The sequence below is a fragment of the Meridianimaribacter sp. CL38 genome (assembly GCF_004328055.1).
Taxonomy (GTDB): domain Bacteria; phylum Bacteroidota; class Bacteroidia; order Flavobacteriales; family Flavobacteriaceae; genus Gaetbulibacter_B; species Gaetbulibacter_B jejuensis.
Window position 1 is genome coordinate 466,638 of the sequence record NZ_QKWS01000002.1, and the last position, 25,603, is coordinate 492,240.

At 32.4% G+C, this 25,603-nt stretch carries 25 protein-coding genes; 8 read left to right on the top strand and 17 right to left on the bottom strand.

Features of this window, described 5'->3' with window-relative positions:
• Window position 1 precedes the first annotated feature (1 nt).
• Window positions 2-1,315, bottom strand: coding sequence for a tRNA lysidine(34) synthetase TilS (tilS, locus tag DMZ43_RS07290; protein ID WP_131507013.1), 1,314 nt, complete (start codon window positions 1,313-1,315; stop codon window positions 2-4).
• 68 nt (window positions 1,316-1,383) lie between these two features.
• Window positions 1,384-2,682, bottom strand: a complete 1,299-nt coding sequence (gene pabB / locus DMZ43_RS07295) for an aminodeoxychorismate synthase component I (RefSeq protein ID WP_131507015.1) — start codon at window positions 2,680-2,682, stop codon at window positions 1,384-1,386.
• A gap of 101 nt (window positions 2,683-2,783) precedes the next feature.
• On the opposite strand from pabB, the gene DMZ43_RS07300 reads away from it, so the two are divergent.
• Entirely contained in the window at window positions 2,784-5,471 is a 2,688-nt protein-coding gene (locus tag DMZ43_RS07300) for a hypothetical protein (protein ID WP_131507017.1), read from the top strand.
• Between the two features lie 29 nt (window positions 5,472-5,500).
• Complete coding sequence (locus tag DMZ43_RS07305) at window positions 5,501-6,868, top strand: DEAD/DEAH box helicase (protein WP_131507019.1); 1,368 nt, start codon at window positions 5,501-5,503, stop codon at window positions 6,866-6,868.
• 102 nt (window positions 6,869-6,970) lie between these two features.
• On the opposite strand, the gene DMZ43_RS07310 is transcribed toward DMZ43_RS07305, so the two are convergent.
• From DMZ43_RS07310 to DMZ43_RS07360, 12 genes are all read right to left on the bottom strand, one after another.
• The gene (locus tag DMZ43_RS07310) at window positions 6,971-7,798 is read right to left on the bottom strand and encodes a hypothetical protein (protein ID WP_131507021.1); all 828 of its coding nucleotides are present in this window, start codon (window positions 7,796-7,798) and stop codon (window positions 6,971-6,973) included.
• Between the two features lie 22 nt (window positions 7,799-7,820).
• Window positions 7,821-7,994 carry a hypothetical protein gene (locus DMZ43_RS14950; protein WP_165353687.1) on the bottom strand — a complete coding sequence of 58 codons (174 nt, stop codon included), beginning with the start codon at window positions 7,992-7,994 and terminating at the stop codon, window positions 7,821-7,823.
• On the bottom strand, window positions 7,994-8,566 hold the full coding sequence (locus DMZ43_RS07315) for an RNA polymerase sigma factor (RefSeq protein ID WP_129760279.1): 573 nt from the start codon (window positions 8,564-8,566) through the stop codon (window positions 7,994-7,996). The genes DMZ43_RS14950 and DMZ43_RS07315 overlap by 1 nt, the downstream gene beginning before the upstream one ends.
• 582 nt (window positions 8,567-9,148) lie before the next feature.
• Entirely contained in the window at window positions 9,149-9,394 is a 246-nt protein-coding gene (locus DMZ43_RS07320; protein WP_131507023.1) for a hypothetical protein, read from the bottom strand.
• Window positions 9,395-9,444: 50 nt separating this feature from the next.
• Complete coding sequence (locus DMZ43_RS07325) at window positions 9,445-10,464, bottom strand: hypothetical protein (RefSeq protein ID WP_131507025.1); 1,020 nt, start codon at window positions 10,462-10,464, stop codon at window positions 9,445-9,447.
• Between the two features lie 28 nt (window positions 10,465-10,492).
• On the bottom strand, window positions 10,493-11,506 hold the full coding sequence (locus DMZ43_RS07330; protein WP_131507027.1) for a WG repeat-containing protein: 1,014 nt from the start codon (window positions 11,504-11,506) through the stop codon (window positions 10,493-10,495).
• 13 nt (window positions 11,507-11,519) lie between these two features.
• On the bottom strand, window positions 11,520-12,767 hold the full coding sequence (locus DMZ43_RS07335; protein WP_131507029.1) for a toxin-antitoxin system YwqK family antitoxin: 1,248 nt from the start codon (window positions 12,765-12,767) through the stop codon (window positions 11,520-11,522).
• An 11-nt stretch (window positions 12,768-12,778) separates the two neighbouring features.
• Window positions 12,779-13,549 carry a toxin-antitoxin system YwqK family antitoxin gene (locus tag DMZ43_RS07340; RefSeq protein WP_131507031.1) on the bottom strand — a complete coding sequence of 257 codons (771 nt, stop codon included), beginning with the start codon at window positions 13,547-13,549 and terminating at the stop codon, window positions 12,779-12,781.
• Between the two features lie 32 nt (window positions 13,550-13,581).
• The gene (locus tag DMZ43_RS07345; RefSeq protein ID WP_131507033.1) at window positions 13,582-14,250 is read right to left on the bottom strand and encodes a hypothetical protein; all 669 of its coding nucleotides are present in this window, start codon (window positions 14,248-14,250) and stop codon (window positions 13,582-13,584) included.
• A gap of 196 nt (window positions 14,251-14,446) precedes the next feature.
• The gene (lpdA, locus tag DMZ43_RS07350; RefSeq protein WP_131507035.1) at window positions 14,447-15,847 is read right to left on the bottom strand and encodes a dihydrolipoyl dehydrogenase; all 1,401 of its coding nucleotides are present in this window, start codon (window positions 15,845-15,847) and stop codon (window positions 14,447-14,449) included.
• A gap of 144 nt (window positions 15,848-15,991) precedes the next feature.
• Window positions 15,992-16,618, bottom strand: a complete 627-nt coding sequence (locus tag DMZ43_RS07355; RefSeq protein WP_131507037.1) for a CPBP family intramembrane glutamic endopeptidase — start codon at window positions 16,616-16,618, stop codon at window positions 15,992-15,994.
• A 2-nt stretch (window positions 16,619-16,620) separates the two neighbouring features.
• The gene (locus tag DMZ43_RS07360) at window positions 16,621-17,079 is read right to left on the bottom strand and encodes an Lrp/AsnC family transcriptional regulator (protein ID WP_129760285.1); all 459 of its coding nucleotides are present in this window, start codon (window positions 17,077-17,079) and stop codon (window positions 16,621-16,623) included.
• Between the two features lie 161 nt (window positions 17,080-17,240).
• Between DMZ43_RS07360 and DMZ43_RS07365 the strand changes: the two genes are divergently transcribed.
• From DMZ43_RS07365 to DMZ43_RS07385, 5 genes are all read left to right on the top strand, one after another.
• Window positions 17,241-18,467, top strand: coding sequence for an aminotransferase class I/II-fold pyridoxal phosphate-dependent enzyme (locus DMZ43_RS07365; RefSeq protein WP_131507039.1), 1,227 nt, complete (start codon window positions 17,241-17,243; stop codon window positions 18,465-18,467).
• Window positions 18,468-18,636: 169 nt separating this feature from the next.
• Window positions 18,637-20,127 (top strand): Na+/H+ antiporter NhaC, encoded by a 1,491-nt coding sequence (gene nhaC, locus DMZ43_RS07370; RefSeq protein WP_131507040.1) that lies wholly within the window; start codon window positions 18,637-18,639, stop codon window positions 20,125-20,127.
• A gap of 210 nt (window positions 20,128-20,337) precedes the next feature.
• Entirely contained in the window at window positions 20,338-20,982 is a 645-nt protein-coding gene (locus DMZ43_RS07375) for a peroxiredoxin (RefSeq protein ID WP_131507042.1), read from the top strand.
• 9 nt (window positions 20,983-20,991) lie between these two features.
• Window positions 20,992-21,300 carry a co-chaperone YbbN gene (locus tag DMZ43_RS07380; protein WP_131507044.1) on the top strand — a complete coding sequence of 103 codons (309 nt, stop codon included), beginning with the start codon at window positions 20,992-20,994 and terminating at the stop codon, window positions 21,298-21,300.
• A gap of 3 nt (window positions 21,301-21,303) precedes the next feature.
• A complete protein-coding gene (locus DMZ43_RS07385) occupies window positions 21,304-21,561 on the top strand; it encodes a hypothetical protein (RefSeq protein ID WP_129760290.1) in 258 nt (85 codons plus the stop codon).
• Between the two features lie 61 nt (window positions 21,562-21,622).
• Here DMZ43_RS07385 and DMZ43_RS07390 read toward each other — a convergent pair whose 3' ends face one another.
• From DMZ43_RS07390 to DMZ43_RS07400, 3 genes are all read right to left on the bottom strand, one after another.
• On the bottom strand, window positions 21,623-22,090 hold the full coding sequence (locus DMZ43_RS07390; RefSeq protein WP_131507046.1) for an ankyrin repeat domain-containing protein: 468 nt from the start codon (window positions 22,088-22,090) through the stop codon (window positions 21,623-21,625).
• A 73-nt stretch (window positions 22,091-22,163) separates the two neighbouring features.
• Window positions 22,164-24,383 (bottom strand): catalase/peroxidase HPI, encoded by a 2,220-nt coding sequence (katG, locus tag DMZ43_RS07395; RefSeq protein WP_131507048.1) that lies wholly within the window; start codon window positions 24,381-24,383, stop codon window positions 22,164-22,166.
• A 193-nt stretch (window positions 24,384-24,576) separates the two neighbouring features.
• Complete coding sequence (locus tag DMZ43_RS07400; RefSeq protein WP_187347849.1) at window positions 24,577-25,155, bottom strand: fasciclin domain-containing protein; 579 nt, start codon at window positions 25,153-25,155, stop codon at window positions 24,577-24,579.
• Window positions 25,156-25,350: 195 nt separating this feature from the next.
• Between DMZ43_RS07400 and DMZ43_RS07405 the strand changes: the two genes are divergently transcribed.
• Window positions 25,351-25,587, top strand: a complete 237-nt coding sequence (locus tag DMZ43_RS07405) for a putative signal transducing protein (protein WP_131507050.1) — start codon at window positions 25,351-25,353, stop codon at window positions 25,585-25,587.
• The last annotated feature ends 16 nt before the right edge of the window (window positions 25,588-25,603 follow it).

The window sequence follows — 25,603 nt, forward strand, 5'->3', positions numbered from 1 at the left end:
GTTATTTTAATTCTATTTTAATAATTTTCTTAGTCTTGTCAGTAACTTTAAAACGACTGTCGGCACGTTTACCAATAACCCAAATAATGTAATCTCCAGAGCATAGTAAAAGTGTGTTTTCCTTGTCTAAGAGCGACATTTTTTCGTCTTTAAAGAATTTGCTTAATTTCTTTTTTCCTTTCATTCCTAACGGATGAAAATAATCGCCTTCTTGCCAATGTCTTACTGTTAAAGGAAATTTGAGCTTTTTCTTATCTACAAAAATACGATTAGCGTCTTTTCCGAAAATTGCATCAGCTTCATCAAAAAAGAGAACTCCAGCAGTGGTTTTAATTTTATCGTCACATTCAGAAATTGTTATTACTTGCTGCTTATCTTCAGTGTTTAAATCACTCAACAGCAAGTAATCTCTATCTTTTATTAAACGATGGGTTTCAGAAAACACCTGCTTACCTGATTGCGCATCTAACAAATTAAACACATCGTTCCACTCGGTAAAACCATATGCTTTTAATAATTCATACAAATAGGCTTTTGGATGACTGAGTTGCTTAATTCCTGAAATATCAAATTGAATTTCAAACTCTGTAATGTCTTTTATAACCTTATCAGAAACATCATCTATCCTATCGTCAATTATTGCTTTTGAGTCTTTTAAAAACGCTTGAGTTTGACTAAAAGTTTGCAATAATTGTGGATTAATATCTTTCAACACAGGAATAACCTCATGACGTATTTTATTGCGCAAATACTTTGTGGACGCGTTTGTACTATCTTCTCTCCATTTTAAATTATTGTCGTTGGCATACGTCTCAATTTCCAAACGAGAAAATGGCAATAATGGTCTAACTGTATTGTTATTTATAATGGGGATTCCAGTAAAACCCTCTAAACCTGTTCCTCTTGTGAGATTAATTAAAAAGGTTTCCAAATCATCATCAGCATGATGAGCAGTTAAAATGTAGTCAAACTTAAGTTGTGTTGCTAAGTCATTAAACCAGTTGTAGCGCAACTCCCTTGCTGCCATTTGCGTAGATAGTTTGTGCGTTTTGGCATAGGTTTCGGTTTCAAAATTCTGTACAAACACTTCAATTTCTAAATCATCAGCAAGTTGAACGATAAAATCTTCATCTGCATCACTTTCTTTTCCTCTTAAATTAAAATTACAATGTGCTAAAGCAAACTTAAAATTAGCAGCACGACATAAGTGCATTAACACCACACTATCAATTCCACCAGAAATTGCAATAAGGAGTTTACTTTCTTTTAGAAAAGGAAGATTTTGGATGATATGTTTGTTGAATCTTTCTAGCATAAGTTTTTAATACCTATTTCAAATATAACAACTTGAAACCTTTAACATTAAACTTTAAGTGGAAATTTTCAACTCTCCAACACCTCTCGCATAGCTCTAGCTTTAATCAAGCATTCTTCATACTCTTTTAAAGGGTCGCTTTTTGCAGTAATTGCACCTCCAACCGAATAGGACACATATTGATTGCTTTGATTATACAAAATACTACGTATCACCACGTTAAAATCAAAATCGCCTTCAGGTGTAAAATACCCAACAGCTCCAGAGTATAAACCACGTTTGGTTTCTTCTAAAGCTTCAATAATTTTCATAGCCGAAATTTTTGGAGCTCCTGTCATACTTCCCATTGGAAATGTTGTCGCTATAACATCTACTGGATGTGTCGTGGATTCAATTTGAGATGTTACGGTTGAAATCATTTGGTGTACTTGTTCAAAACTATAGACTTTACAAAGTTCTTTCACCTCTACACTACCTTTTGTGGCAGTTTGAGACAAATCGTTTCTTACCAAATCCACTATCATAATATTTTCACTTCGTTCTTTTTCGTCCTTAGCAAGCTCTGTTTTAAGTTTATCATCTTCGTCTTTATCTTTTGAGCGTTTAGCTGTCCCTTTAATAGGTTGCGACACAATTGTAGTTCCTTCTTTTTTTAGGTAACGTTCTGGTGATGCCGAAAGTAAATACTTATCGTCTAATTTTAAAAACGTTGCAAAAGGCGGTTTGGAAATAGCATTAAGCTTGTTATAAATGTTTAAGGGTTGAATTAAAGTGTCTTCAGCATAAAACTCCTGACAAAAATTAGCTTCATAAATATCTCCTCTATGAATGTGTTTTAACATGGTATTTACCTTGTTAAAATAGTCGTCTTTGTGGATGCGAAGCTTTATTTTAATGTTTTCGGTTTGTGGCTCTTCAACGGTATTTAAAACATCTATAGCATCTATAGTTTTTAAATCGGCATCAAGCTCATCGCTAACAAAATTTAAATACCTAACTTCAACTACATCATCTTTAAAAAGGAATAATTTTTTGGGTTGAAAAAAAAACAATTCAGGAAACTGCAAACCGTCAAAATTTCTTGAAGTCAAGTGCTCAACATCGTTTTTTAAATCGTAAGTTAAATACCCAAAAATCCAATCGTTTGTTTGGGTTTGATAGTCTTTTAATGCTTTAAATGCATTTTCATAATCGGTTTGAATACTCGTTATAGCATCTACTGCTAAAACTGCATCAAATGTAGAATATTGAGTGTTGAAAGCATTTGTATCTAACCAAACAACTTCGCGAAACTGTTGGCTCCAATGCAATAATTTTTGTTTATATTGCTCAACGTTACTAATGTTTTGCTTGGATATTGTTCTCAAAAGGGTAATTCTTATAAGTTTCCAAATTTATTAAGAAACTATCAATTTAGAATAATATAAAAGACTTTACTTAATACTAAACAAAAATCTACTTTTTGCACATGAACTTAAAGCGCTCTTTTTCAACCAACATACTTCTTACAGTATGTTTTGTTTTGGTTTCTAACCTTAGTTTTTCAAATTTAACTCTTTGGGATTGGTATACGTATACAAATACCGATTTGGGTTACTCATTAGAGTTACCTAATGAACCAAACTATCAAGATGATTATGATAGTTTTATCATCTATTCCTACAATGACACGAATTCAAAGCGCGTGTATTCCTTTTTTGCTTTAGACTTAAGAGATCGAAATCAAGACAGTAAACCGAGTGAAATTGTTGATAATTTCACAAACAACATCGTCAACAATCTTAATGGAGAGCTGCTAGACAAAAAGGAAATAAAATACAGTGATGGACTCCAATACAAGATACTTGTAAAGATTAACGAAGAAAAACTAATGAGTGCTCAGTTTACTTTACAAAATAATATACTGTACTACTTATCGGTTGAAGATTTAAAAGACAGTGTTGACAACAACAATACCAAACGCTTCTTTAATTCGCTTAAAGTTACAAGCGCTAAGCCTAAGGAAGTTAAAGAATGGCTGGATTTTGTGAGTGAAAAAGGTGCATTTTCAATCACTATCCCAGAAGAACCTACTGACTTGTCGCGCGAATACCCAAATCCGTTAGAAGAAGATGGTGAACCTTACTATTTATACCTTTATTCTGCACCAGACTATAAAAACGACGACAACTATCTATTTAGATATAACGACCAACCGCTTGGATATTTTATGGAAGATCCTGCTGGTGGATTTGAGTCTATGCAAGAAACATTAACTGCAAGAGCTGAACTATTATCACCTCCTAAAACTATATTTTTAGATGGTAATGAAGGACGAGAATATGAATTATTGCTTGATGGTAAATTTCATACTATCTGCAGAATTTATTTAAGAGGAAACAGAGCCTACCTTTTACTAAAGCAAAAACTAAACGAGAAAGAAAAAGCGACTACTGACGATACTTTTTTTAATAGTTTTAAGTTTGAACCTTACAAAACTCCTGAGCTTACAACCTTACAACCAAGAGGCACAAACTTTGAAGTTCTGTTTTTTGACGACCTTAAAAGAGTTATTGACACTGTTGGTTATGAAAGTACTTATCTTAAAAACTCCAACGACTATTTTGCGCTCAATGAAATGTCTGGAGGAACGTATCAGTTTGGATACAGCGACTTGAAAGATTATTTCAAAATAGCATCTAAAGATGAGTTTTTTGAAACCAATATTGACGCGCTTAAATCTTGGAATGACAGTATTATAAAGCAAAAAAACATCAAAGTTGGTAATGAAGATGGTGTTGAATTTCATATTCAAAATGAAGGCACAAAGGTGATTACAAAACATCAATTATGGCTTCAAAACAAACGCTTGTTTTTAATGACAGGTTATTTAAGCGACGAAGAACGCGACAGCAAACTAACTGACTCTATATTCAACTCCTTTAAAGTCATTTCAAAAGAACCTGAGTTTGATGTATTCAGCTCAAAAACTGATGCTATTTTTAACGACTTACGCTCTAAAGATTCAATTGTATACCATAATGCACTTGGCGCTTTTGATTATTATGAGTTTGAAACAACCGATCTTCCTAAACTCTACGAAGCTTTAAACTACAGCTACGATTCTCAAGAAAAAACCAATCTTATAAAAGACAAAATAGCTGAACAATTTTCATTGGTTAGCGATAGTAAAACTTTAGACGTTTTAAAAAATCTGTATACCAATGAAAGTACAAACGATGATTTAAAAGCAACAATCTTAACAATTATTCCAGATTTAGAAAATGATGATGCCTTGAGTATTTATAAAGATTTATTTCTTAATAATCCACCTGTAAATACTGAAAATTATACTTGGGGAGTAGTGTCTCCATTTACCGATTCACTTAATTATGCTATTGAAAACTACAAAGATTTTTCAACCTTAATCAAGCATGAAAAATACCGTTCAGATGTTTTAGATGTATCATTGAACATCCTTCAAGACAGTAAAGGTCACAGTAGTTTGGTAAGTGATAATATGGAAAAACTGTTTCAGTACATGGAGTCTGATCTTCAAAAATATTTAGAAGAAAAAGATAAAGACGAGTACGACTATTCAATGAACTCATTAATCTATTCGTATTTAAACTTTTTAAATAAGTCTTCATACAAGAATGAATTCACCGACACTTTCACCTCTACTCTAGCAAAAGAAAAAGACAACCAATGGTTTAGCTTACAAGCAACAACAGCACGAATTGTTAACAACTACCCACTTGACAACGCTTTTATTGAAACACAAATGGATAGTTTGTTTTCTAGATACGAAATCATGGAAGCTTACCACAAAACTAATCAGTTTAATAAAGTTCCTAAAAAATATATTAAGCCTGAAGAGTTTGCAAAACTTGCACTTTACAATTATGTTGGCGAAGACGAAGGCTATCCAGACACTATGACTGTAGTTGGGAAAATTAAAAATGAAGGTGACGAATACTATGCTATTTCTTTTGGATATGAATACGAAGAAGCTGATAGTGAAGAGTATTTAGCCATTGTAGGACCAATAAAAGAAATCTCTCAAAAAACACCATACGAAAGGTACAAATGTTATACTGAATGGGATAGCGTTGAAAAGGACTGGAAAACACAAACCAAAAACCTTATTCCAAGTTTAATAGAATATGGCTACTAAGTTTAATGGATTAAGCCTATTTTTGCAACATGGAACACGATGTTACTTTTCAGGACTTAAACCTTAACACACCACTTTACAATGCCATTGACGATTTAGGATTTGTAAAACCAACTCCTATACAATCAGAAGCATTTAATGTTGTAGCATCTGGTAAAGATGTGGTAGGAATTGCACAAACAGGTACTGGTAAAACCTTTGCCTACATGCTTCCTATACTTAGAAACCTAAAATATTCTAGACAAGAAAACCCACGTGTATTGGTTTTGGTACCAACTCGAGAATTGGTTGTACAAGTTGTTGAGGAAATTGAAAAACTTTCTAAATACATCAACAATAGAATTTTAGGTGTTTATGGTGGTACAAACATCAACACTCAAAAACAAGCTGTTGCTCAAGGAACCGACATTATAGTTGCTACTCCAGGTAGATTGTATGACCTTGCCATGAGTAGAGTATTACAGCTTAAGTCTATTCAAAAACTGGTTATTGATGAAGTTGATGTTATGTTAGACCTTGGGTTTAGACATCAGCTCATGAACATTTTCGATATTTTACCTGAACGCAGACAAAACATTATGTTTTCAGCAACTATGACCGAAGATGTAGATGAATTAATCACAAACTTTTTCATCAACCCACAACGCGTTACTGTTGCTGTTACAGGAACACCTCTTGAAAACATTATACAACAACGCTACGAGGTAAAGAACTTTTACACAAAGGTTAACCTACTAGAACACGTGCTATTTGATAAAGCAACTTTTAATAAAGTGCTGATTTTTGTGTCTAATAAAAAAATGGCTGACCGCTTGTTTGAAAAGCTAGAAGACATCTTTCCTGGCAATTGTTGTGTGATTCACTCCAACAAAACACAAAACTACAGACTACGTAGTATTGAAGCTTTTGAAAGTGGCGAACATCGTATTTTAATAGCTACAGATGTTATGGCTCGTGGTTTGGATATTGATAATGTAAGTCATGTAATAAATTTTGATACACCAAAATATCCTGAAAATTATATGCATAGAATAGGTAGAACTGGTAGAGCTGAAAACTCAGGAACCAGTATTGTATTTTCTACCGAAGACGAGCAGGATTACATTGAAGCTATTGAAAACTACATGAATTTAAAAATAGCATTAATTGAATTTCCTGAGGAAGTAACTATTTCTACAGAATTAATTGAAGAAGAACGACCGCAAATAAAGGAGCATTACAACCCTTTAAAACGTAACAAAGACGATTATGAACCTGGTGCTGCTTTTCATGAAAAGAAAGAAAAAAACAAGAAAACAAACCAAGGCGGTTCGTACCGAAGAGAAATAGCCAAAAAATATAAGAAGCCTAAAACTAGAGGCGACAAAAACTACAACAAAAAAAAGAAAAGGAAATAAAAAAACCCTCTTCAAATTAATGAAAAGGGTTTAAGAAAGCCACAAGGTATCAAGGTTCTTTAAATATTAACCAAATTTAAATTACTATAACCCTAACTATAGTTAACCTTGTACCTTAATGTGACTTTCGGATATATCTTTAATTGGAACAATAAGTTTTCCTGTATCAGTTTTTAATATAACTGATATGTTTTCAATAGCTAAAACCTCATACGTTTTACCATTGTACTCTATGATTTGTCCTATCTCATAGGTTCTTCTTGCGTAATAGGTTCTTAAAATATCTCCTACTACTACCTTTGCTCCAAAACCAAATGCCAAAGCAAACGCTAGTAAAAAGGCAGCCAATATCATAGTGATATTGCTAGTGATAATATCAGTGTCAACTCCTGCTTGGTTTAAAGCTGTAACTGATACAAACACTAGAATTAACAAAAACACTATTTGACTTATAATTTTTGCACCTGAAAGCTCCATAGATTCAAAAAATGATCTAATCGACTTTTTTACAAAGTTTGCTAATAACAATCCAACTGTAAAAATGACTAAAGCTGTAAATAATTGAGGTAAATAACGAAGTAAGTTGCTTATCTCTTCAGAAACCATTGTTAAGTTTAGTATATCAGAAACTACGATGATTAACATGATATACATTACCCATTTTACAAACTTTGAGGTAATTTTTATAATGTTGAAATTTAACTTTTTACCTTCAAAAATTTCTATTTCATTAATCTTATCATCAAGCTTATCTGCTTTAGCAAACTTTAGTGCTTTTTTGATAATACCAACAACTACTTTTGTAAGTATCCATCCAATAATTAATACTACAATAGCACCAATTATATTGGGTATTACCTTACCTATTTCGGTAGTCATAACAGACAAAGAGTTCATCACGTCTTCGTTCCATTCAGTTATTTTTTCCATGTATTGCTTTTTTAGTTGATTTTTATTTGTTCCTTTCTTTAATAGTTGCTTCAATAATTTTTGCCACGTCTACTGAAAACAGACTAGCTAGTTCCATAAGTAATTTAGCAATGGCAATATCATTCATGACTTTTGCCTTCAATTCATCAGGCACCTCTTTTAAAGGCTTGTCTATTTGCTTAAACGGATTTTCCATTACTCAAAGTTGTTTTTATACTCATTAATAAGTTTGTCCTTGGCGCGCTTAATTCTCATCTTCACTGCGCTTTCTCCAATACCTAAAACACTTTCAATTTCCTTTATAGAAAGGTAATCTTGGTATTTTAGTAATAAAATCATTTTCTCCTCAGGAGAAATTAGGTTCAGGGCTTCTTTTAAATTATGAACTTTCATTTGAAGGAAATCTTTATCATCTTCTTCAAAAGAAATGTTCTCAATATCTTGATAATCTACTGCGTTCTTTTCTATTTTTTTTGCTGTGTTCCTAGTAACATAGTTTACACAATGGTTGTATGTAAATGCATAAAGCCAAGTAGAAAATTTTGATTTTTCTTTAAAACTAGCCAATTTAACAAAGAGCTTTAAAAACACATCTTGAGTCAAATCTTTTGCCTCATCTTCATCCTTTGCGAAACCGTAGCACTTATTATACACCATAGTGGCATACCTGTCATATAGCACTTCAAAAAGCAATGTATCGTTGGTTTTGACAATTTTTCTTACCAAATCCTCATCAGATACTGCATTAATGTTATTAATGGTTTCCAATAGCTAGGGAATAATTTTAAATATGGTTTTATATTTAGACACCTACATCTAATTAAAGTCACATTTTTGTGTAACTTTTTTTTAATTTACTAAATCTTCTTGAAAAACAGATTTATTTAAGTTGAAGAATGTGCAATTTAAAGTATGCTATACACACACAATCAAGCGGTAAGAAATATCTTTTAGTTAAAAGAATTGTGAAAAATTAAAACCAGAGACAACAAAAAAATAAAAAAAGCGAAGGAAGAAGTATTAGAATGATTTTAGTCAACTAAGGTTTTCTCTATTGACCACAAATTGTTTTCTAAGTTCAAAATAAACATACCCTTTTTTTCACAAATTCCTGAGCAATGAAAATACAGACTTATAAAAGCTTTAGTTTTTTCATAGTTGTAAATTGGTTTGGCAACACTTAACAAACCATCTGAACAACCTAACTCTTCATAAATTGTTCTTCTGTCTTTGGTATGTTTTATAGCTTCTAAACTATCTATTTGCTTTTGAGTGATGATATTTAGTTTAGGCAGTAAAGTATCTGGAATAGTAAAACCTTCTGCATTTTTTACTTTAGTCTCAAAATCATCATTGAGGTTTAATGTTGTCTTTACTAATTCTAGATTTTCTTTTTTTATTAAATACTATAGGAAGTCCTTCTTGAAATATACAATTAGTATAAAAGTCATTTGACGGATTATCAGTAAACTTATTAATAATTTCTTTTGTTATTAAAAGTTCGTTTTTTGTTTTATTCTTAGCATCATCACAGCCTAAAAACAATACTATTGAAAGTATAGAAAGCACATAAGTTATTAGGTTGCATTTTATCATAATCAATGATTGTGTTAGTTATAATTACTTACGTAATTTTTACTGCTTTTTTAGAAACTAGGGTCAAATTGTTGGTCTATAGCTTTTAAAACTGCATCTTTTGTTTGCTTTTCAATGGTATCAAGCATTTTAAAAAGCGTTTTTATTGTTTTTCCTTTATATAGAAAATGTCCCTCTTCAAGTTGTTCAAAAACATCTTTAATATTATGAGAGCCACTTAATGAGAACGCATCACTATTACCATATAAACTAACAGTAAACCATTCTTTTAAATAATGTTCAGTTTTCCAAAGCTTAGTGCTTTTCCAATGGATACTCCAATAGCCATTGGGCTCATAAGTTTTAAGCGTGAACTCTTTTTCTGGTTTTAGCTGTTGCAATTCTACAAGAACAGCTTCCATCTTATTTGTAATTAATGAAATGAGTTTAGCCTTATCAACGTCTGATGATGCTTCAGATTTCTGATTTCTAAACTGTTTGCTGTTTAACAATTGCTTTGCCTTATTTTTAACGCCTTTAGTAGCGCCTTCTTGCGATAATTTTTCTACATCAGCATACGAAACAGCTTTGTGGGCTAATAGTAACTCCTGAAGTTTTTTATGGTTCGATGCCATTATTTTTTCTACAAGTTCTTCTGTTAAATCGTTAGTTAACAGCTCTTGTCTTATAGCTTCATTAGGTTTGTCTACAACACCAGGTTGTAGCAAAATACGTGTATCTGTATAAGGCTTTAAATAAAACAGTAAATGATTTAGCTTATCAACTAGTTCTAACCGGTTTTGGGTAGAAAACTCTAATTCTGGCGCTTCCCAAACACCTTCGTAGTCTAGTGTATTGGTTTTAGTATTGAATTTCGGCAGTAAACAAATAACCTGCAATTGGTACGCACCATTAATGTCGCCTTCTGGTTGCCATGATACATCAATCGCTTTTAATCGTGTGTGTGAACTGATAAGCAATAGAGAACTGCCTGTAAACTCGTGTATGGTGTCTTCAGTTGGATCTGTATCGGTTAACAAATTCCACTCAACTGTCCAGCCTGCTGGTATTTTTAAGGGTTGAAGGTTCATTTTCAAAAATTACTAATGTAAGATTTATTTAGTCTTCAATCCAAATGGCTTGTTTATAATAAGGATATGGTAAATCGTCGAGCGTTTCGTATTTAAATTCTGATTCTTCTTTGCCTGTTAACCAGTTTACCCAACCCCATTTTCCATCTTTTTTCATTGCTAGTTTTAGTACACCATCAGCATCAAAATTTTTATACTCTTCGTAAATACAAGGTACTGACAGTTTTGTGTTTTCATTATAACTCCAATACGACAAATGCATACCCATTTTACCTTTGTTGTAAACTGCTGTATATTTTGAGTTGTATCCAAAAAAACGAATACTATCGTATTTTGCAGGTATAAGTGTTGTTAAATCATTTTCGCCTAATGATTGATACATTCCCCATTTTTTTGTGGCTTTATTCCTTGCTTTAAAAACACCATCGCCATTACTTTGATCAAAAATGAGTATATCCGCTTTTAGTTTTTTCTTGGAAGCTACAAACATATCTTTTGCCCAACCTTCTATCCAAACCAAAGGTACATCTTCAGGGTTATCGAAAGTGGGATCTACTAAAACTATATCTTCAAACCAATCTACTAATCCCCATTTTTCATTTTGCTTTACAAACGCATAATACCTACCATCTACTTCCTTCATTTTTATAGCATCATAAATGCAGTTGGCTCTCTCCGCTGCATCATGTATTTCATAAGGATTTAAAAGAATACCGTATTTTTTTTTGATTTTTACAATAGTAAAAGGCTCCATATTTTTAAACCAGCCAATAGAATCGAATTTTGGAGCTACTACCTCATCAAAATCGATGATTGCTTCATCTAAATCATAATAGGCATCAATATTGTAAACTCCCCATTTTTTGGTAGACTTCATCTTTACTTTAGCCAAATTATTTTCGTCAGTAATCCACTCAATTTCTTTTCCTTTAATATGTTTTAGGATTTGTTTGTCTGATATATCTTGGGCTATAACAAAGCTAGAAAATAAAAAAAGTGAGATAATAAAAGCTGTTTTTTTCACACCAATAGGTTGTTTCATCTGTTTATGTTTATTATTCACGTTTCATAATTGGGTTTTCGACTAAGTACTTAAAATTCTTTAATGTTTCTTCTCTAATTTCATCGTCATAAATAGTAATTGAAAAGTTAAATTCATTTTTAACATAATCAGACCAATATTCGCCTTGTGGTTTCGCTCTTCTTAAAAACCCATAATCTTCATAAAAAACAAATTCAATTTTATCACCATTTTGATACACTTCATAAACATCATCAAATATTATTTGCACATCATATAATACATCATAATAATAACGTCCTTCATAATATACTTTATCTGCTTCATACCTTATTGAAGCAAATAATTTTCTGGTGCTTTCATCTGTTTTAATTTTAAAACTATGTGTGGTAGAGTTATTGCTTCCAAAATAACCAGAATTATTTTTTATTTCATCTATACTTACTAGCTGTAAATTTCTAACTGATGTTAACTCTTTAAAGGCTTTATCAATATCCTCATTAGATGAAGAATAGGAGTCTGACCAATAAAACATATCGTCATAATCATTAGTATTAGACTCTTCTTTTCGATCGTATTCTTTTTGAGAAACTATTTCTCCATTTTTGTACACAATTTCTGCTGCCAATGATGCATTATCATAATGATATTTCCACAATCCGTCTTGTTTGCCTTCAATTAGGTTTCCCATACTTTTTAAAGTGCCATTTTCATAAAAATACTGCCACAATCCATCATTTTTTCCTTCAATTAGGTTTCCTTTAGCTTGTAAATTACCGTTTTCATAATAGGTTTTACCTTCACCGTGATGTTTATTATCTTTATAATAAAAATGATATTTTAATTTTCCGCTTTCATAAAATTCTTTAAACTCGCCATTTAATAAATCGTTTTCAAAATTATTTATACTTTTTATCTTTCCATTTTCAAAGTATACATACTTAGACTTTAAGACACCTAAAGTATGTTTTCCTTTAATTGTTAATACTCCTTTTTCGTTATAATAATACGAGTCACCATCTTCTATATCTTTTACTAAGTTCCCTTTTCTCTGAATGGTTCCATCTTCATAATAAATTATATACTCACCAGTTAGAACAATTTCACCATCCTTAGTGTTTTTATCTTTAAATGCTTTTAGTTTTACATTACCATTTTCATAATACTCATAGTATTCTTCTGGTTTGTTTCTCTCTTCTGCCATTTTGACTAACTCTGTCCATTGTGCAGAAACTATACTCGTAAAGAGTAATGTTGTAATTAGTAGTAGGTTTTTTTTCATGGTAATAACATTTAGTTTTTTTGTTGTTTAGAAAAATACTCGAAAGCATTGCCTTCACTTCTTTTACTGAAGTTTACTTCTTCCTTAACCTTTCCTTTGCTGTCATATACTTTCCACACTCCAACTCTATTATCATTTTCATAAGTTCCTGACATGGTTACATGACCTTCACTATTATATTCTTTCCATACACCTATTTTCTTATCATTTTCAAATGCTCCTGACATAAATAAATAACCATCTTCTCTACTGTAATATTTCCACTCTCCTGTTTTACTGCCATCTTTTTCTATAAACCCTTTGGCAGATATTTTTCCGTTTTCATAGTATTCTTCAAACTCTATTTTTAAATCAGTTTCTGAAAATTCGTACCAAGATTTACTTACTATTTGACGGAATTTCACATCAAGAATTATTGTAGTTGGATGGAAAAACAATACACATCTGCCTTTATAAATAAAACCATGATACTCGAAGTCTGCACGCTGAAAAAAATTATCAAACGTATAATTACCGTCTTCTAGTTTCAACTCTTTAAAACCTTCAGGAATTCCTGGTTTATCTTGATATGAAAAACTATCAAATTCTTCTAAGGTTACTTCTGTACCATCTTTTTTCTGTATAAGCAAAACCATTTTTGGTCCTCCACCTGTAGCTTCAAAAACCGTAAACATAACATCTGCTCCAAGTTCTGTTGGTGTATTATTATTTTGACTGAAAACTGAAAATGTACTTATTAATACAAAAATGACTAGTAAGTAATGTGTATAGGTTTTTTTCATAATAGTTATTTTGATTTTAAAAAAGAAGACGTCTAGTCGTAGTAATAATATTCAAAATCATAAATAGACGTTCCCTTTATGCTTTTAGAAAGTTTAAATTGCTTGTCTTTGCGATCAAAGAAGATTATTTCAATAATTAGCTTGTCGCCTTTAAGGTATTTATTTTCACTGTCATTACTTTCTATAAATTCTAGCTCAAATTGTGTGTCATTAAGTTGTTTGTACTTATATAATGTATAATCATCTGTTTTATCTTTATGTATTTTCCAAATGCCATCAGCTATTTCAAAATAGGTTTTACCTACAAAAGCCATCTCGTAATAAAATTGCTTTTGCTTTAAAAACTTTTCCACACTTGATTTAGACACCTCTGATTTTATGCGCTCATATGAAGTATCTGGACCTATAATGGGTTCAGGGTCAGAGATAGTTAGGTCATGATACGCTTTACAATTAAAAAACAGTCTAGTCTCTAAAATTTGATACAACTCATAATATTGAAAATTAGTTGACTGTAGGAGATATGGTCTGGTTTCGGTTTTCCAAAATTCTTCAAGGATCTCTTTCCTTGTTTTATTTGATTTATCGGCATCAAAAAACTCACACATTTTTATAGAGGCTTGGTTTATTTCTTCTAGTGTTTGCGCTGTAATAGTATTAATAGAAATAAATAATGTAATCATTAATAGACTGTTTTTCATGATTTCAGATTTTAGGGTTAAGAAATAACTTACATTTTAACAAATCTAAAGATTATATGAATATGTTTATATACTCATTTTGAGTATTTTCTTACGCTTTCCTTTGTCTTTCATTCTATCTAAAACAAAAAAAGCGAACCTTATGGCTCGCTTTTTTTAGATTCTGAATTTAATTCAGAATAACAATATTATAAATCTACACATGTAAAGCTCTATCTCCAGTTGCAGCTAAAGCTGCTTCTTTAATAGCTTCAGTAAATGTTGGATGTGCATGAGACATACGAGATACATCTTCAGCACTTGCTCTATACTCCATAGCTACAACGGCTTCAGCAATCATATCGGCAGCACGAGCACCAACCATGTGTACTCCTAAAATTTCATCGGTAGTTTTATCAGCTAAAACTTTTACAAATCCATCAAGATCCATACTTGCTCTACTGCGTCCTAAAGCACGCATTGGAAATTGTCCTACCTTATACTCTACTCCAGCTTCTTTAAGTTGCTCTTCGGTTTTACCAACAGCTGCAACTTCTGGCCAAGTGTAAACTACACCAGGAATTAAGTTATAATCTATATGTGGTTTTTGTCCTGCTAAGGTTTCAGCAACAAACACACCTTCTTCTTCAGCTTTATGCGCTAACATTGCACCTTTAATAACATCTCCTATTGCATAAATGTTTGAAGCGCTTGTTTGTAAATGGTCATTTACTTCAACTTGACCTCTGTCGTTTATTTTTACTCCAGCAGCTTCAGCATTTAAACCATCTGTATAAGGACGACGACCTACTGATACTAAACAGTAATCGCCTTTAAATTCTACTTCTTCGCCTTTTTTATTATCAGCTTTAACGATAACTTCATCTCCAACGCGTTCTACCGACTTTACTTTATGAGAGGCATTGATGTTGAATTTTTGTTTTTTCAATACTTTATTCAACTCCTTAGAAACACCTGCATCCATTGTTGGTAAAATTCTATCCGCATACTCCACAACAGAAACCTCAGCTCCTAAACGCTTATATACTTGACCTAGTTCAAGACCAATAACTCCACCACCAATTACAATTAAATGTTTAGGAACTTCTTTAAGTTTTAATGCTTCAGTAGAAGTGATTACACGTTCTTTATCAATATTGATAAATGGTAAGCTAGATGGTTTAGAACCTGTTGCTATAATGGTGTTTTTAGCTTCAATTTCTTCTTCTTTTTCTCCTTTGATAAGGATATGAGTAGCATCTTTAAAGCTTCCTAAACCTTCATATACATCAATCTTATTCTTCTTCATTAAGAAATCAATTCCACCTGTAGTTTGGTCTACTACAGATTGCTTACGAGCAATCATTTTTTCTAAGTTTACCTTAACCTCACCAGAAATATCAATTCCATGCTCTTCAAAATGCTTAATAGCATCTTCGTAATGGTGAGACGAGTCTAAAAGTGCTTTACTTGGTATACAACCAACGTTAAGGCAAGTTCCTCCTAAAGTTGAATATTTTTCAATGATTGCAGTTTTCATTCCTAGTTGAGCGCAACGGATAGCTGCAACATATCCACCAGGACCAGAGCCTATAACGGCTACATCGTATGAATTCATAAGATTGTTTTTTGTCAGATTTTATTTAAAACTATTACAAAAATACAACATTGTATTTTTATTTACGAATGTGAGTTCACTAATTTTAAAGCTATAATTTACTTGAGTATTACGATTTGTAAATCTCTAAAAACTCATTTCGTTTTAAGAAGGAAAACCTAGCATAGTTCCCATGCCTACTGTAAACAACCAAGACCCATAAATAGCATGTTCAATGGATACCAAAAGTGTTGATTTTGTTTTGGTATAGGTTAGCGCAAACAAGAGTCCGCCAAGAAAGGTTAAAACAAGCACCAAAGTACTTTTAAACATGATGTGTGCTAATGAAAACACTACTGCATTTAAAACTATTGCAAAAGAGGTGCTTTGAAACAATACAGCGTATCTTTCAAAAAAAAGCGTTCTATAAATAAGCTCTTGAGGATATACCGAAAACACACTGTAAACAAACAAAATGACCAACCACAGCAAGGGCTTGTTTAACAACACTTCAAATAAACGAGCATTATCAGTAAACCAAACAAAAAGCGTGGTTAAAACTGCTATAATGGCTAGTTTTATGACAGTTTCTCTCCAAAACTGTTTCCAGTTTAAGACTTGGGCTACTTTAAATTTTTTCCGCTCAACTTTAAGTAATAAATATATGACATACAAGAATCCTCCTAACCCAATACCCAACTTAATAAATGGTGAATACTCTAACGCAAAACTTATTGGTATTAGAATAAAAATAATGAAAAACTCTATGAGTTTATAAGCGTTAGATTTCATAATTAAACGCGTATTGCTGTTGTGTGTTTTACTTCGTTAATTACAAACATGCTGTGTGTACTACCAATATGGTTTATAGAAGTTAATTTATTAACCATAAACTCTCTAAACGCTTCCATATCGCTCACTATCACTTTTAAAAGGTAATCATAATCGCCACTAATATGAAAACACTCTACGACTTCCTCTAAATTAGCAACATCTTTTTCAAATTTAACCACATATTCTTGAGTGTGCTGAATAAGTTTTATATGGCAGAAAGCAATAAACGATTTATCAATCTTTTCTTTCTTAATTAGCGCTACATATTTATTGATAACGCCTTCACGCTCTAACTTTTTGATACGCTCATAAACAGCAGTTACCGATAAATTCAGTTTTAACGACAACTCTTTATTGGTTTGCTTACTATCCTGCTGAAGCAAATGCAAAAGCTTTTTATCTATATCATCAAAAATCATATTGAAAAATTTTCTTCAAACTAACATGTTAGCAGATTCTTTTCGTAAAATATTTTTATAAAAGTAGCAAATAACAGATTAATAATCTAAAATTATACATATATATTGATAATACATCTATTTATTCGGATTTTTGATGTATTAACTAAATACACTTTACTATGTCATTTAAACCCGCAAATAATATACAAGACTTACAATATTTTGGTGAGTTTGGAGGCGTTAACCCTTCTATTTCAGATTCATCTACCTACACCTTTTTATCAGCAAAAACTATGTTTGATACGTTTGAAGGTAACGCTGATGGTTGCTACCTGTATTCTCGTCACTCATCACCTTCTAACCTTTATTTAGGAGAAGCGCTTGCTGCAATGGAAGGCACTGAAACTGCAACGGTAACTGCATCAGGAATGGGAGCCATTACACCTGTAATTTTACAGTTTTGTGGCGCTGGAGATCATGTGGTATCTAGTAGAACTATTTATGGTGGTACTTATGCGTTTCTAAAAAATTTCACACCAAAGCTAAATATTAGTACCTCGTTTGTTGATATTACTAAACTAGATGTTGTTGAAGCTGCAATTACCGAAAACACTAAAGTTTTATATTGCGAATCGGTTAGTAATCCTTTATTAGAAGTTGCCGACATAAAAGGACTTGCTGCTATAGCAAAAAAGCATAATTTAAAACTTGTAGTTGATAATACGTTTTCACCATTATCAATATCACCTGTTAAATTAGGTGCTGACATTGTAATACACAGTTTAACAAAATTTATTAATGGATCTAGCGACACTGTTGGTGGTGTTATTTGCGGAACTCAAGAATTTATTGACGCCTTAAGAAACGTTAATGATGGTGCTTGCATGCTGTTAGGAAGCACAATGGATAGTTTACGTTCTGCTTCTGTTTTAAAAAACTTAAGAACACTACACATAAGAATGCAGCAACATAGTCATAACGCTACGTATTTAGCTCAAAAATTTGAAGCAGATGGTTTAAAAACGGTATATCCAGGATTAGAATCGCATCCTTCACATGAGTTATTTAAAAGCATGATGAACGAAAAATATGGTTTTGGAGGTATGCTTACCATAGATGTTGGCTCACTTGATAAGGCCAATGCACTTATGGAACTAATGCAAGAAAAAAACCTTGGGTATCTTGCAGTGAGTTTAGGATTTTATAAAACATTATTCTCGGCTCCAGGTTCTTCAACATCTTCTGAAATACCAGAAGATGAGCAAAAAGAAATGGGATTAAGCGATGGTCTTATTCGTTTTTCTATTGGACTAGACGCTGATATTGAACGCACATACAATATGATGCGTGAATGCATGGAATCTTTAAACATCTTAGATAAAAAAAGTGAAGCTAGCTTAGTTTAATTTTTTTGACATAATTAATACACTAAAGACGCTTTCAGAAACCGAAAGCGTCTTTTTTATTTTACAAAATCATTATAATTCAAGTATTTAAAAACAGTTAAACATCTGCATTTGCTTTATAGACAACATTATCGTAACATTACATCTATAAAACTTCTAACTAACACCTATGGAAAGCCAAGATATAAAGCCTAGACAACCACAAGATGAACATATTGTTGAAAACAAACAATTAAATATATGGGAAGCTTTAATACCTGTTATTGCTTTGGTTGGTATGCTAGCTTTTAATGTATTTGTTTATGGTGATAATGCGCTTAGTGGTAGCAATCAGTTTATCTTACTTTTAGGCGCTGCTGTTGCTGCTGTTGTTGGCTTTTATAATAAAGTAACGTTTAGCCAAATGATTGATGAAGTGGCTGAGAATGTAAAATCAACCACAGGAGCTATTTTAATTCTACTCATGGTTGGTGCTTTAGCAGGAACATGGCTTATTAGTGGTATTATTCCTGCTATGATATATTATGGTTTACAAATACTAAATCCTACCATATTTTTAGCTGCTTGTGTAATTATATGTGCAATCATATCAGTGGCTACAGGAAGTTCTTGGACAACTTCAGCAACCGTTGGTATTGCCTTAGTTGGTATTGGCGAAGCGCTTGGTGTTTCTTTAGGAATGACAGCAGGTGCTGTTTTATCTGGTGCTTATTTTGGAGATAAAATGTCTCCGTTAAGTGATACTACAAACCTTGCTCCAGCTATGGCAGGAAGTGAATTATTTACACATATAAAGTATATGGCTTTAACCACAGTGCCTACAATTGTAATCACATTAATAGTATTTATCATTTTAGGATTTACGCAAGACACAACTGGAAATGCTGATACCTCTTTACTGCTTAATGATATTGATAGTACTTTTAATATTAATGGTTGGCTGTTTTTAGTTCCAATAATTGTTATTGCACTCATCATAAAAAAAACACCTCCACTTGTTGCACTTTTAATAGGAACTTTATTAGGAGGTATTTTTGCATTGCTATTTCAACCACACATAGTCACACAAATTGCAGGAACTGACTCTTTAACATTAACTTCTGCTTACAAAGGTGTTATGGATGCTATTACAGTAAAAACTACAATAGCTACTGACAATGAAACACTACAAGATTTATTTTCTGCTTCAGGAAAAGGAATGTATGGTATGTTAGGAACCATTTGGTTAATTCTTTGTGCAATGGTTTTTGGTGGTGTTATGGATGCCATTGGAGCATTAACAAGAATTAGTCAAGCACTACTAAGTTTAGCAACAACCACATTTGGTCTTTTTGCAAGTACAGTGGCTAGTTGTTTAGCTTTAAATATTACAGCATCAGACCAATACTTAGCATTAGTTGTACCTGGAAAAATGTTTAAAAAAGCTTATGAAGATAAAGGGTTAGCTCCAGAAAACCTAAGTAGAGCTCTTGAAGATTCTGGTACTGTAACTTCTGTTTTAGTACCATGGAATACTTGTGGAGCCTACCAAAGTGGTGTGCTTGGAGTACCTGTTGTAGATTATTTCTTTTTCGCCATATTTAACTGGTTAAGCCCTTTTATGACCTTAACTTTTGCTGCGTTTTCGATTAAAATCAAACAATTATCTGCTAAGAAATAATTATTAATTCAATCATTTTAAACTCATTTTACCAAGTTGATATTTTAGAGTATCAATAATTGCTGATTTAACAAAAATCAACACCTAATTTTGATGCCATATTCTAATACTATTTGTATATAATTTTATATTATTTATTTCTATCAAAACACGCTGTTTAAGTCCTTATGTTTGTAGTGAAATTAATAATCACTTAAAAAATAAATAAACATGGCATTCGTAGGAAAACAATTTCCAGATTTAAATGTAAACGCAATGAACGAAATGGGTGACACCTTTAAATTAAACGTTCTTGAAGAAGCAAAAAACAATAACAAAAAAGTAGTATTATTTTGGTACCCGAAAGATTTCACTTTCGTATGTCCTACTGAATTACACGCTTTTCAAGCTGCTTTAGGTGAGTTTGAAAAACGTAACACTATAGTAATTGGAGCTTCTTGTGATACTGCTGAAGTTCATTTTGCTTGGTTAAGTACTGCTAAAGATAATGGTGGAATTGAAGGTGTAACTTACCCTCTTTTAGCTGATTCTAACAGAAACTTAGCATCAACTCTTGGTATTTTAGATATCTCTAACGAAACTTACAACGAAGAAACTGGAGTTGTAACTGTAGATGGCGATAACGTAACTTACAGAGCTACTTACATCATTGATGAAGAAGGTATCGTACAACACGAGAGTATCAACAACATGCCACTTGGTAGAAATGTAAATGAATATTTAAGAATCATCGATGCTTTAACTCACGTACAAGAAAAAGGTGAAGTTTGTCCTGCTAACTGGGAAGAAGGTAAAGATGCAATGCAAGCTAATGCTCAAGGTACAAAAGAGTATTTAAAAGCACACTTAAACTAAGTATTAGTTATGGTTCAAGAATTAGATCAAGACAATTTACAAAGTATAGTTTCTGAAAACGATACAGTTGTTGTGCAATACTCAGCAACTTGGTGTGGAAACTGTCGTATAATGAAGCCAAAGTTCAAGAAATTAGCAACAGAAAATGAAAATATTACTTTCGTTATTGCTGATGCTGAAAAATTTCCTGAGAGTAGAAAATTAGCAACTGTAGACAACTTACCTACGTTTGCTACTTTTAAAAATGGTGAATTCAAAAATCAAATACAAACTAATAAGTTCGATGTTTTAAAAGAACTTGTTGATGAAGTTATTTAAATTATGAAATTACCAGTAATAAAACAATTAACCCAGTTTATCGAAGATAATGACGAAGACTTCGTATTAGAGACTATTGAAACCTTAGAAAACCTAACCGAAGTACCATCATTAAAAGATGAGGAGTTAGATGTTATAGGTGAATTAATTTCTAATATGTATGGTGCAATTGAAGTACACAAAATGGTAAAAGATGGCACACCAAAAAAGGAAGCTTTAAATACTTTTATGTCTCGTGTTCTTGGATCTATCGATAAATAATAGCATTAATTGAAAAAGAAGAATAAAAAAACCACTTCAAAAGAAGTGGTTTTTTTATGTTTTATAATTTCTCTGCTATTGTCTTTAATTCTTTTTCTTTAGCATAATCCAAAGCTGTTTTACCTTCAAAATCTTTAAGTGATTTATCAGCATTATGGGCTAAAAGCACATCTACAACTGCCTCTTGGTTATATTGTGTTGCATACATTAAAGCGGTTGTACCATTATTGTTTTGCGCATTTACATTAGCATTATGTTTTAGCAACATCTCAACTAATGCAAGATTTCCTTTAAAACTCACTCCTATTAAGGCTGTATTACCAGAAGCATCCTTTCCATTAATATCTGCATTATGTTCTAATAACACTTTTACAATATCTTCTTTATCAAAGTAGCTAGCAAAAATTAAAGGTGTAAATCCTCTTGCATCAGCTATACTAACTAATTTAGGATTTCTATCAAGTTGTAGTTTTATATTTTCGGTATTACCAGACTGTATGGTTCTAAAAAATAATTCGTTTTCGTTCATATCTATGTATTCAATAAAAAAAGGAACACATTACATAACTAATGCATTCCTTTTTAGAGTTACTATTTATCAATTATTTCAAATCAAATCTATCAGCATTCATCACTTTAGTCCAAGCTGCCACAAAATCTTTAACAAATTTCTCTTCAGCATCATCGGCTGCATATACTTCAGCTACTGCTCTTAATTCAGTATTTGAACCAAAAATTAAATCGGCACGAGTACCTATAAACTTCACTTCACCTGTTCTACGATCTCTACCCTCAAAATGAGTTTCTTCATCAGAAGTAGCACTCCATGTATAGGTCATATCTACAAGGTTTTTAAAGAAATCATTAGTCAGATGACCAACATTATCAGTAAATACACCATGTTTTGAGCTATCATAATTAGCACCTAATACACGCATACCTCCGACAAGAACAGTCATTTCTGGTATTGATAATGCCATTAAATTGGCTTTATCAATCAATAAATCTTCAGCTTTTACACTAACATTAGGATTCATATAATTTCTAAATCCATCTCCAATAGGTTTTAAATAGTTGAATTGCTCAACATCAGTTTGCTCTTGAATAGCATCTCCTCTACCTTGAGCAAAAGGCACTGAAATATTATGACCTGCTCTACTAGCAGCTTCTTCTATAGCCGCAACACCTCCTAGCACAATTAAATCTGCCATAGAAATTGTTCCGCTAAATTGGTTTTGAATACCTTCATAAACGCCCAAAACTTTATTTAATTCTTCTGGATTGTTTACTTTCCAACTGCGTTGTGGTTCTAATCTTAATCGTGCTCCATTTGCTCCACCTCGTTTATCAGAATCTCTATACGTTGAAGCCGAAGCCCAAGCTGTTCTTACCAATTCAGAAATTGACAAACCTGACGCTAAAATCATTTTCTTTAATGAGGTAATATCACTGTCGCTTAGTTTATAATCCACTTTAGGAACAGGATCTTGCCAAATTAATTGCTCACTAGGAACTTCTGGCCCTAAGTAACGATCAATTGGTCCCATATCTCTGTGCGTTAACTTATACCAAGCTCTAGCGAAAGCATCTTCAAAAGCTTTGTGGTCTTTATGAAAGCGTTGTGAGATTTTTAAATATTCAGGATCTGTTTTTAAAGCAATATCTGCTGTAGTCATCATTAAGGCTTGCTTCCCATTTGGGTCACCTGCTTTTGGAGCCATACGTGCTTTAGACGCTGCTGTTGGCGTCCATTGATGTGCTCCTGCAGGACTTTTGGTTAATTCCCAATCATAATTTAATAACACATCAAAATAATCAGCATCCCATTGTGTTGGATTTGGTGTCCAAGCACCTTCAATACCACTAGTAATTGTATCGTCTAACACACCACTTTTATAAGTGTTTTTCCAACCAGTACTCATTTGTTCTATTGGTGCACCATGTGGTTCAGCACCTACATATTGACCAGGATCTGCAGCTCCATGTGCTTTACCAAAAGTATGACCACCAGCAACAAGAGCAACTGTTTCTTCATCATTCATAGCCATACGACCAAAAGTTTCTCTTACATCTTTAGCAGAACCCATTGGGTCTGGTTTTCCATCTGGACCTTCAGGGTTTACGTAAATCCATCCCATCATAACAGCAGCAAGAGGATCTTCTAAATCTCTTTCATTGTAGTTATCACTATTTCCATAACGCTCTTCGTTTGCTCCCCATTCTGTTTCGCTTCCCCAATACACATCTTGCTCAGGTTCCCAAATATCTTCTCGTCCACCAGCAAAACCAAAGGTTGGGAACCCCATAGACTCTAACGCACAGTTTCCTGCAAGAATCATTAAATCTGCCCACGAGATTTTATTACCGTACTTCTTTTTTATTGGCCATAATAATAATCTTGCTTTGTCTAAGTTTCCGTTATCTGGCCAGCTATTTATTGGTGCAAAACGCTGATTACCTGTACCTGCTCCTCCACGACCATCTCCAACTCTATAAGTACCTGCACTATGCCATGCCATACGAATCATAAAACCTCCATAATGGCCATAGTCTGCAGGCCACCAATCTTGCGAGTCGGTCATAAGATTTAAAACATCTTGTTTTAATTCTGCAAAGTCTATACTATTAAATGCTTCAGCATAATTAAAATTTTCTCCAAGTGGATTCGATTTTGCAGCATGTTGTCTTAAAATATTTAATTTTAATTCATTTGGCCACCAATCTCTATTCTTTACTCCACCTCCACCAACAGTATTTTGTTTTCCGCTTAAAAAGGGACACTTGTTTGGGTCTGAATTGTTAGAATGATTATTGTTTTCCATTTTTATTGTTTTTTTATGATTCTATATTCTATAAAATTAAGAAAAATGCATCCTAAAAGATTAAAAATTACATTTTTATAAATAATATTATTATTGACAAAACTTATAGAAAATAAAATTTCAATAACAAACAATAATTAAAACAAAAAAAAGGTCTCAATTGAGACCTTTATTAATGACTAATACAACTTTATTATGATTTTGGAAGAAGCACTGTATCAACAACGTGTATAACTCCATTGGATTGGTTAACATCTGCTATTGTAACTTTAGCTGTGTTACCATTTTCATCAGTAATGTAAACATCTCCTCCTTTGGTCCATGCTGTTAACCATCCACCACTTACAGTTTCTATTTTTGCTTTTCCATCTCCTTTCTTTATCATTCCCATAACGTCACTAGCACTCCATTTTCCTGCAACCACATGATATTTTAATACAGTTTGCAGTGTAGAGATGTTTTCTTCCTTTAATAGGTTTTCAACTGTGCCCTTTGGCAACTTACCAAAAGCATCATTTGTAGGTGCAAAAACTGTAAAAGGTCCCTCGCTCATTAACACATCAACTAATCCTGCTGCTTTAACTGCTGCAACTAGTGTAGTGTGGTCTTTAGAGTTTAGAGCATTTTCTACAATATTTTTACTTGGGTACATTGCAGCTCCACCTACCATTTTGGTATCCTCTTTCTTCATTTTGCTTTGTGCTATAGTATTTGTACCTATAGTAAATGTTGCTAACAAAATAATTGAACTGAATAATTTAATCTTTTTCATAATACTTTAGATTTAAGTTTATAATTGTTTGGTATATAAACGAAAAAACTCATCAAGCGGTTTTTAAAAAAAATAAAAGTCCTCAGTAATTCATCAAACTAGTCATGCTTTATTACCTTGTTAAATTTTTGTTTTATTTTGAAATTCTATGGTACTTTTTTTGTATCTTATAGAAAGAATTTAAAGCGAATTATTATGGAAGATGTTAATTATATAAAAGTGTTTTCAGGTAATTTTATTATTGTTCAATTAGTATTGGACAGATTACAAAGCATTGGCATTAATGCTATTATTAAAGACGAGTCAGAATCTGGTAGGCTTGCTGGTTTTGGGTCATCCATTCAAGGATTTCAAGAACTCTTTGTTAACAAAGACGAATTGGACAACGCACTACCCATTGTAGAATCAGTAAAATCTGAACTTAAAGTATAAAAAAATCCTGATGAAT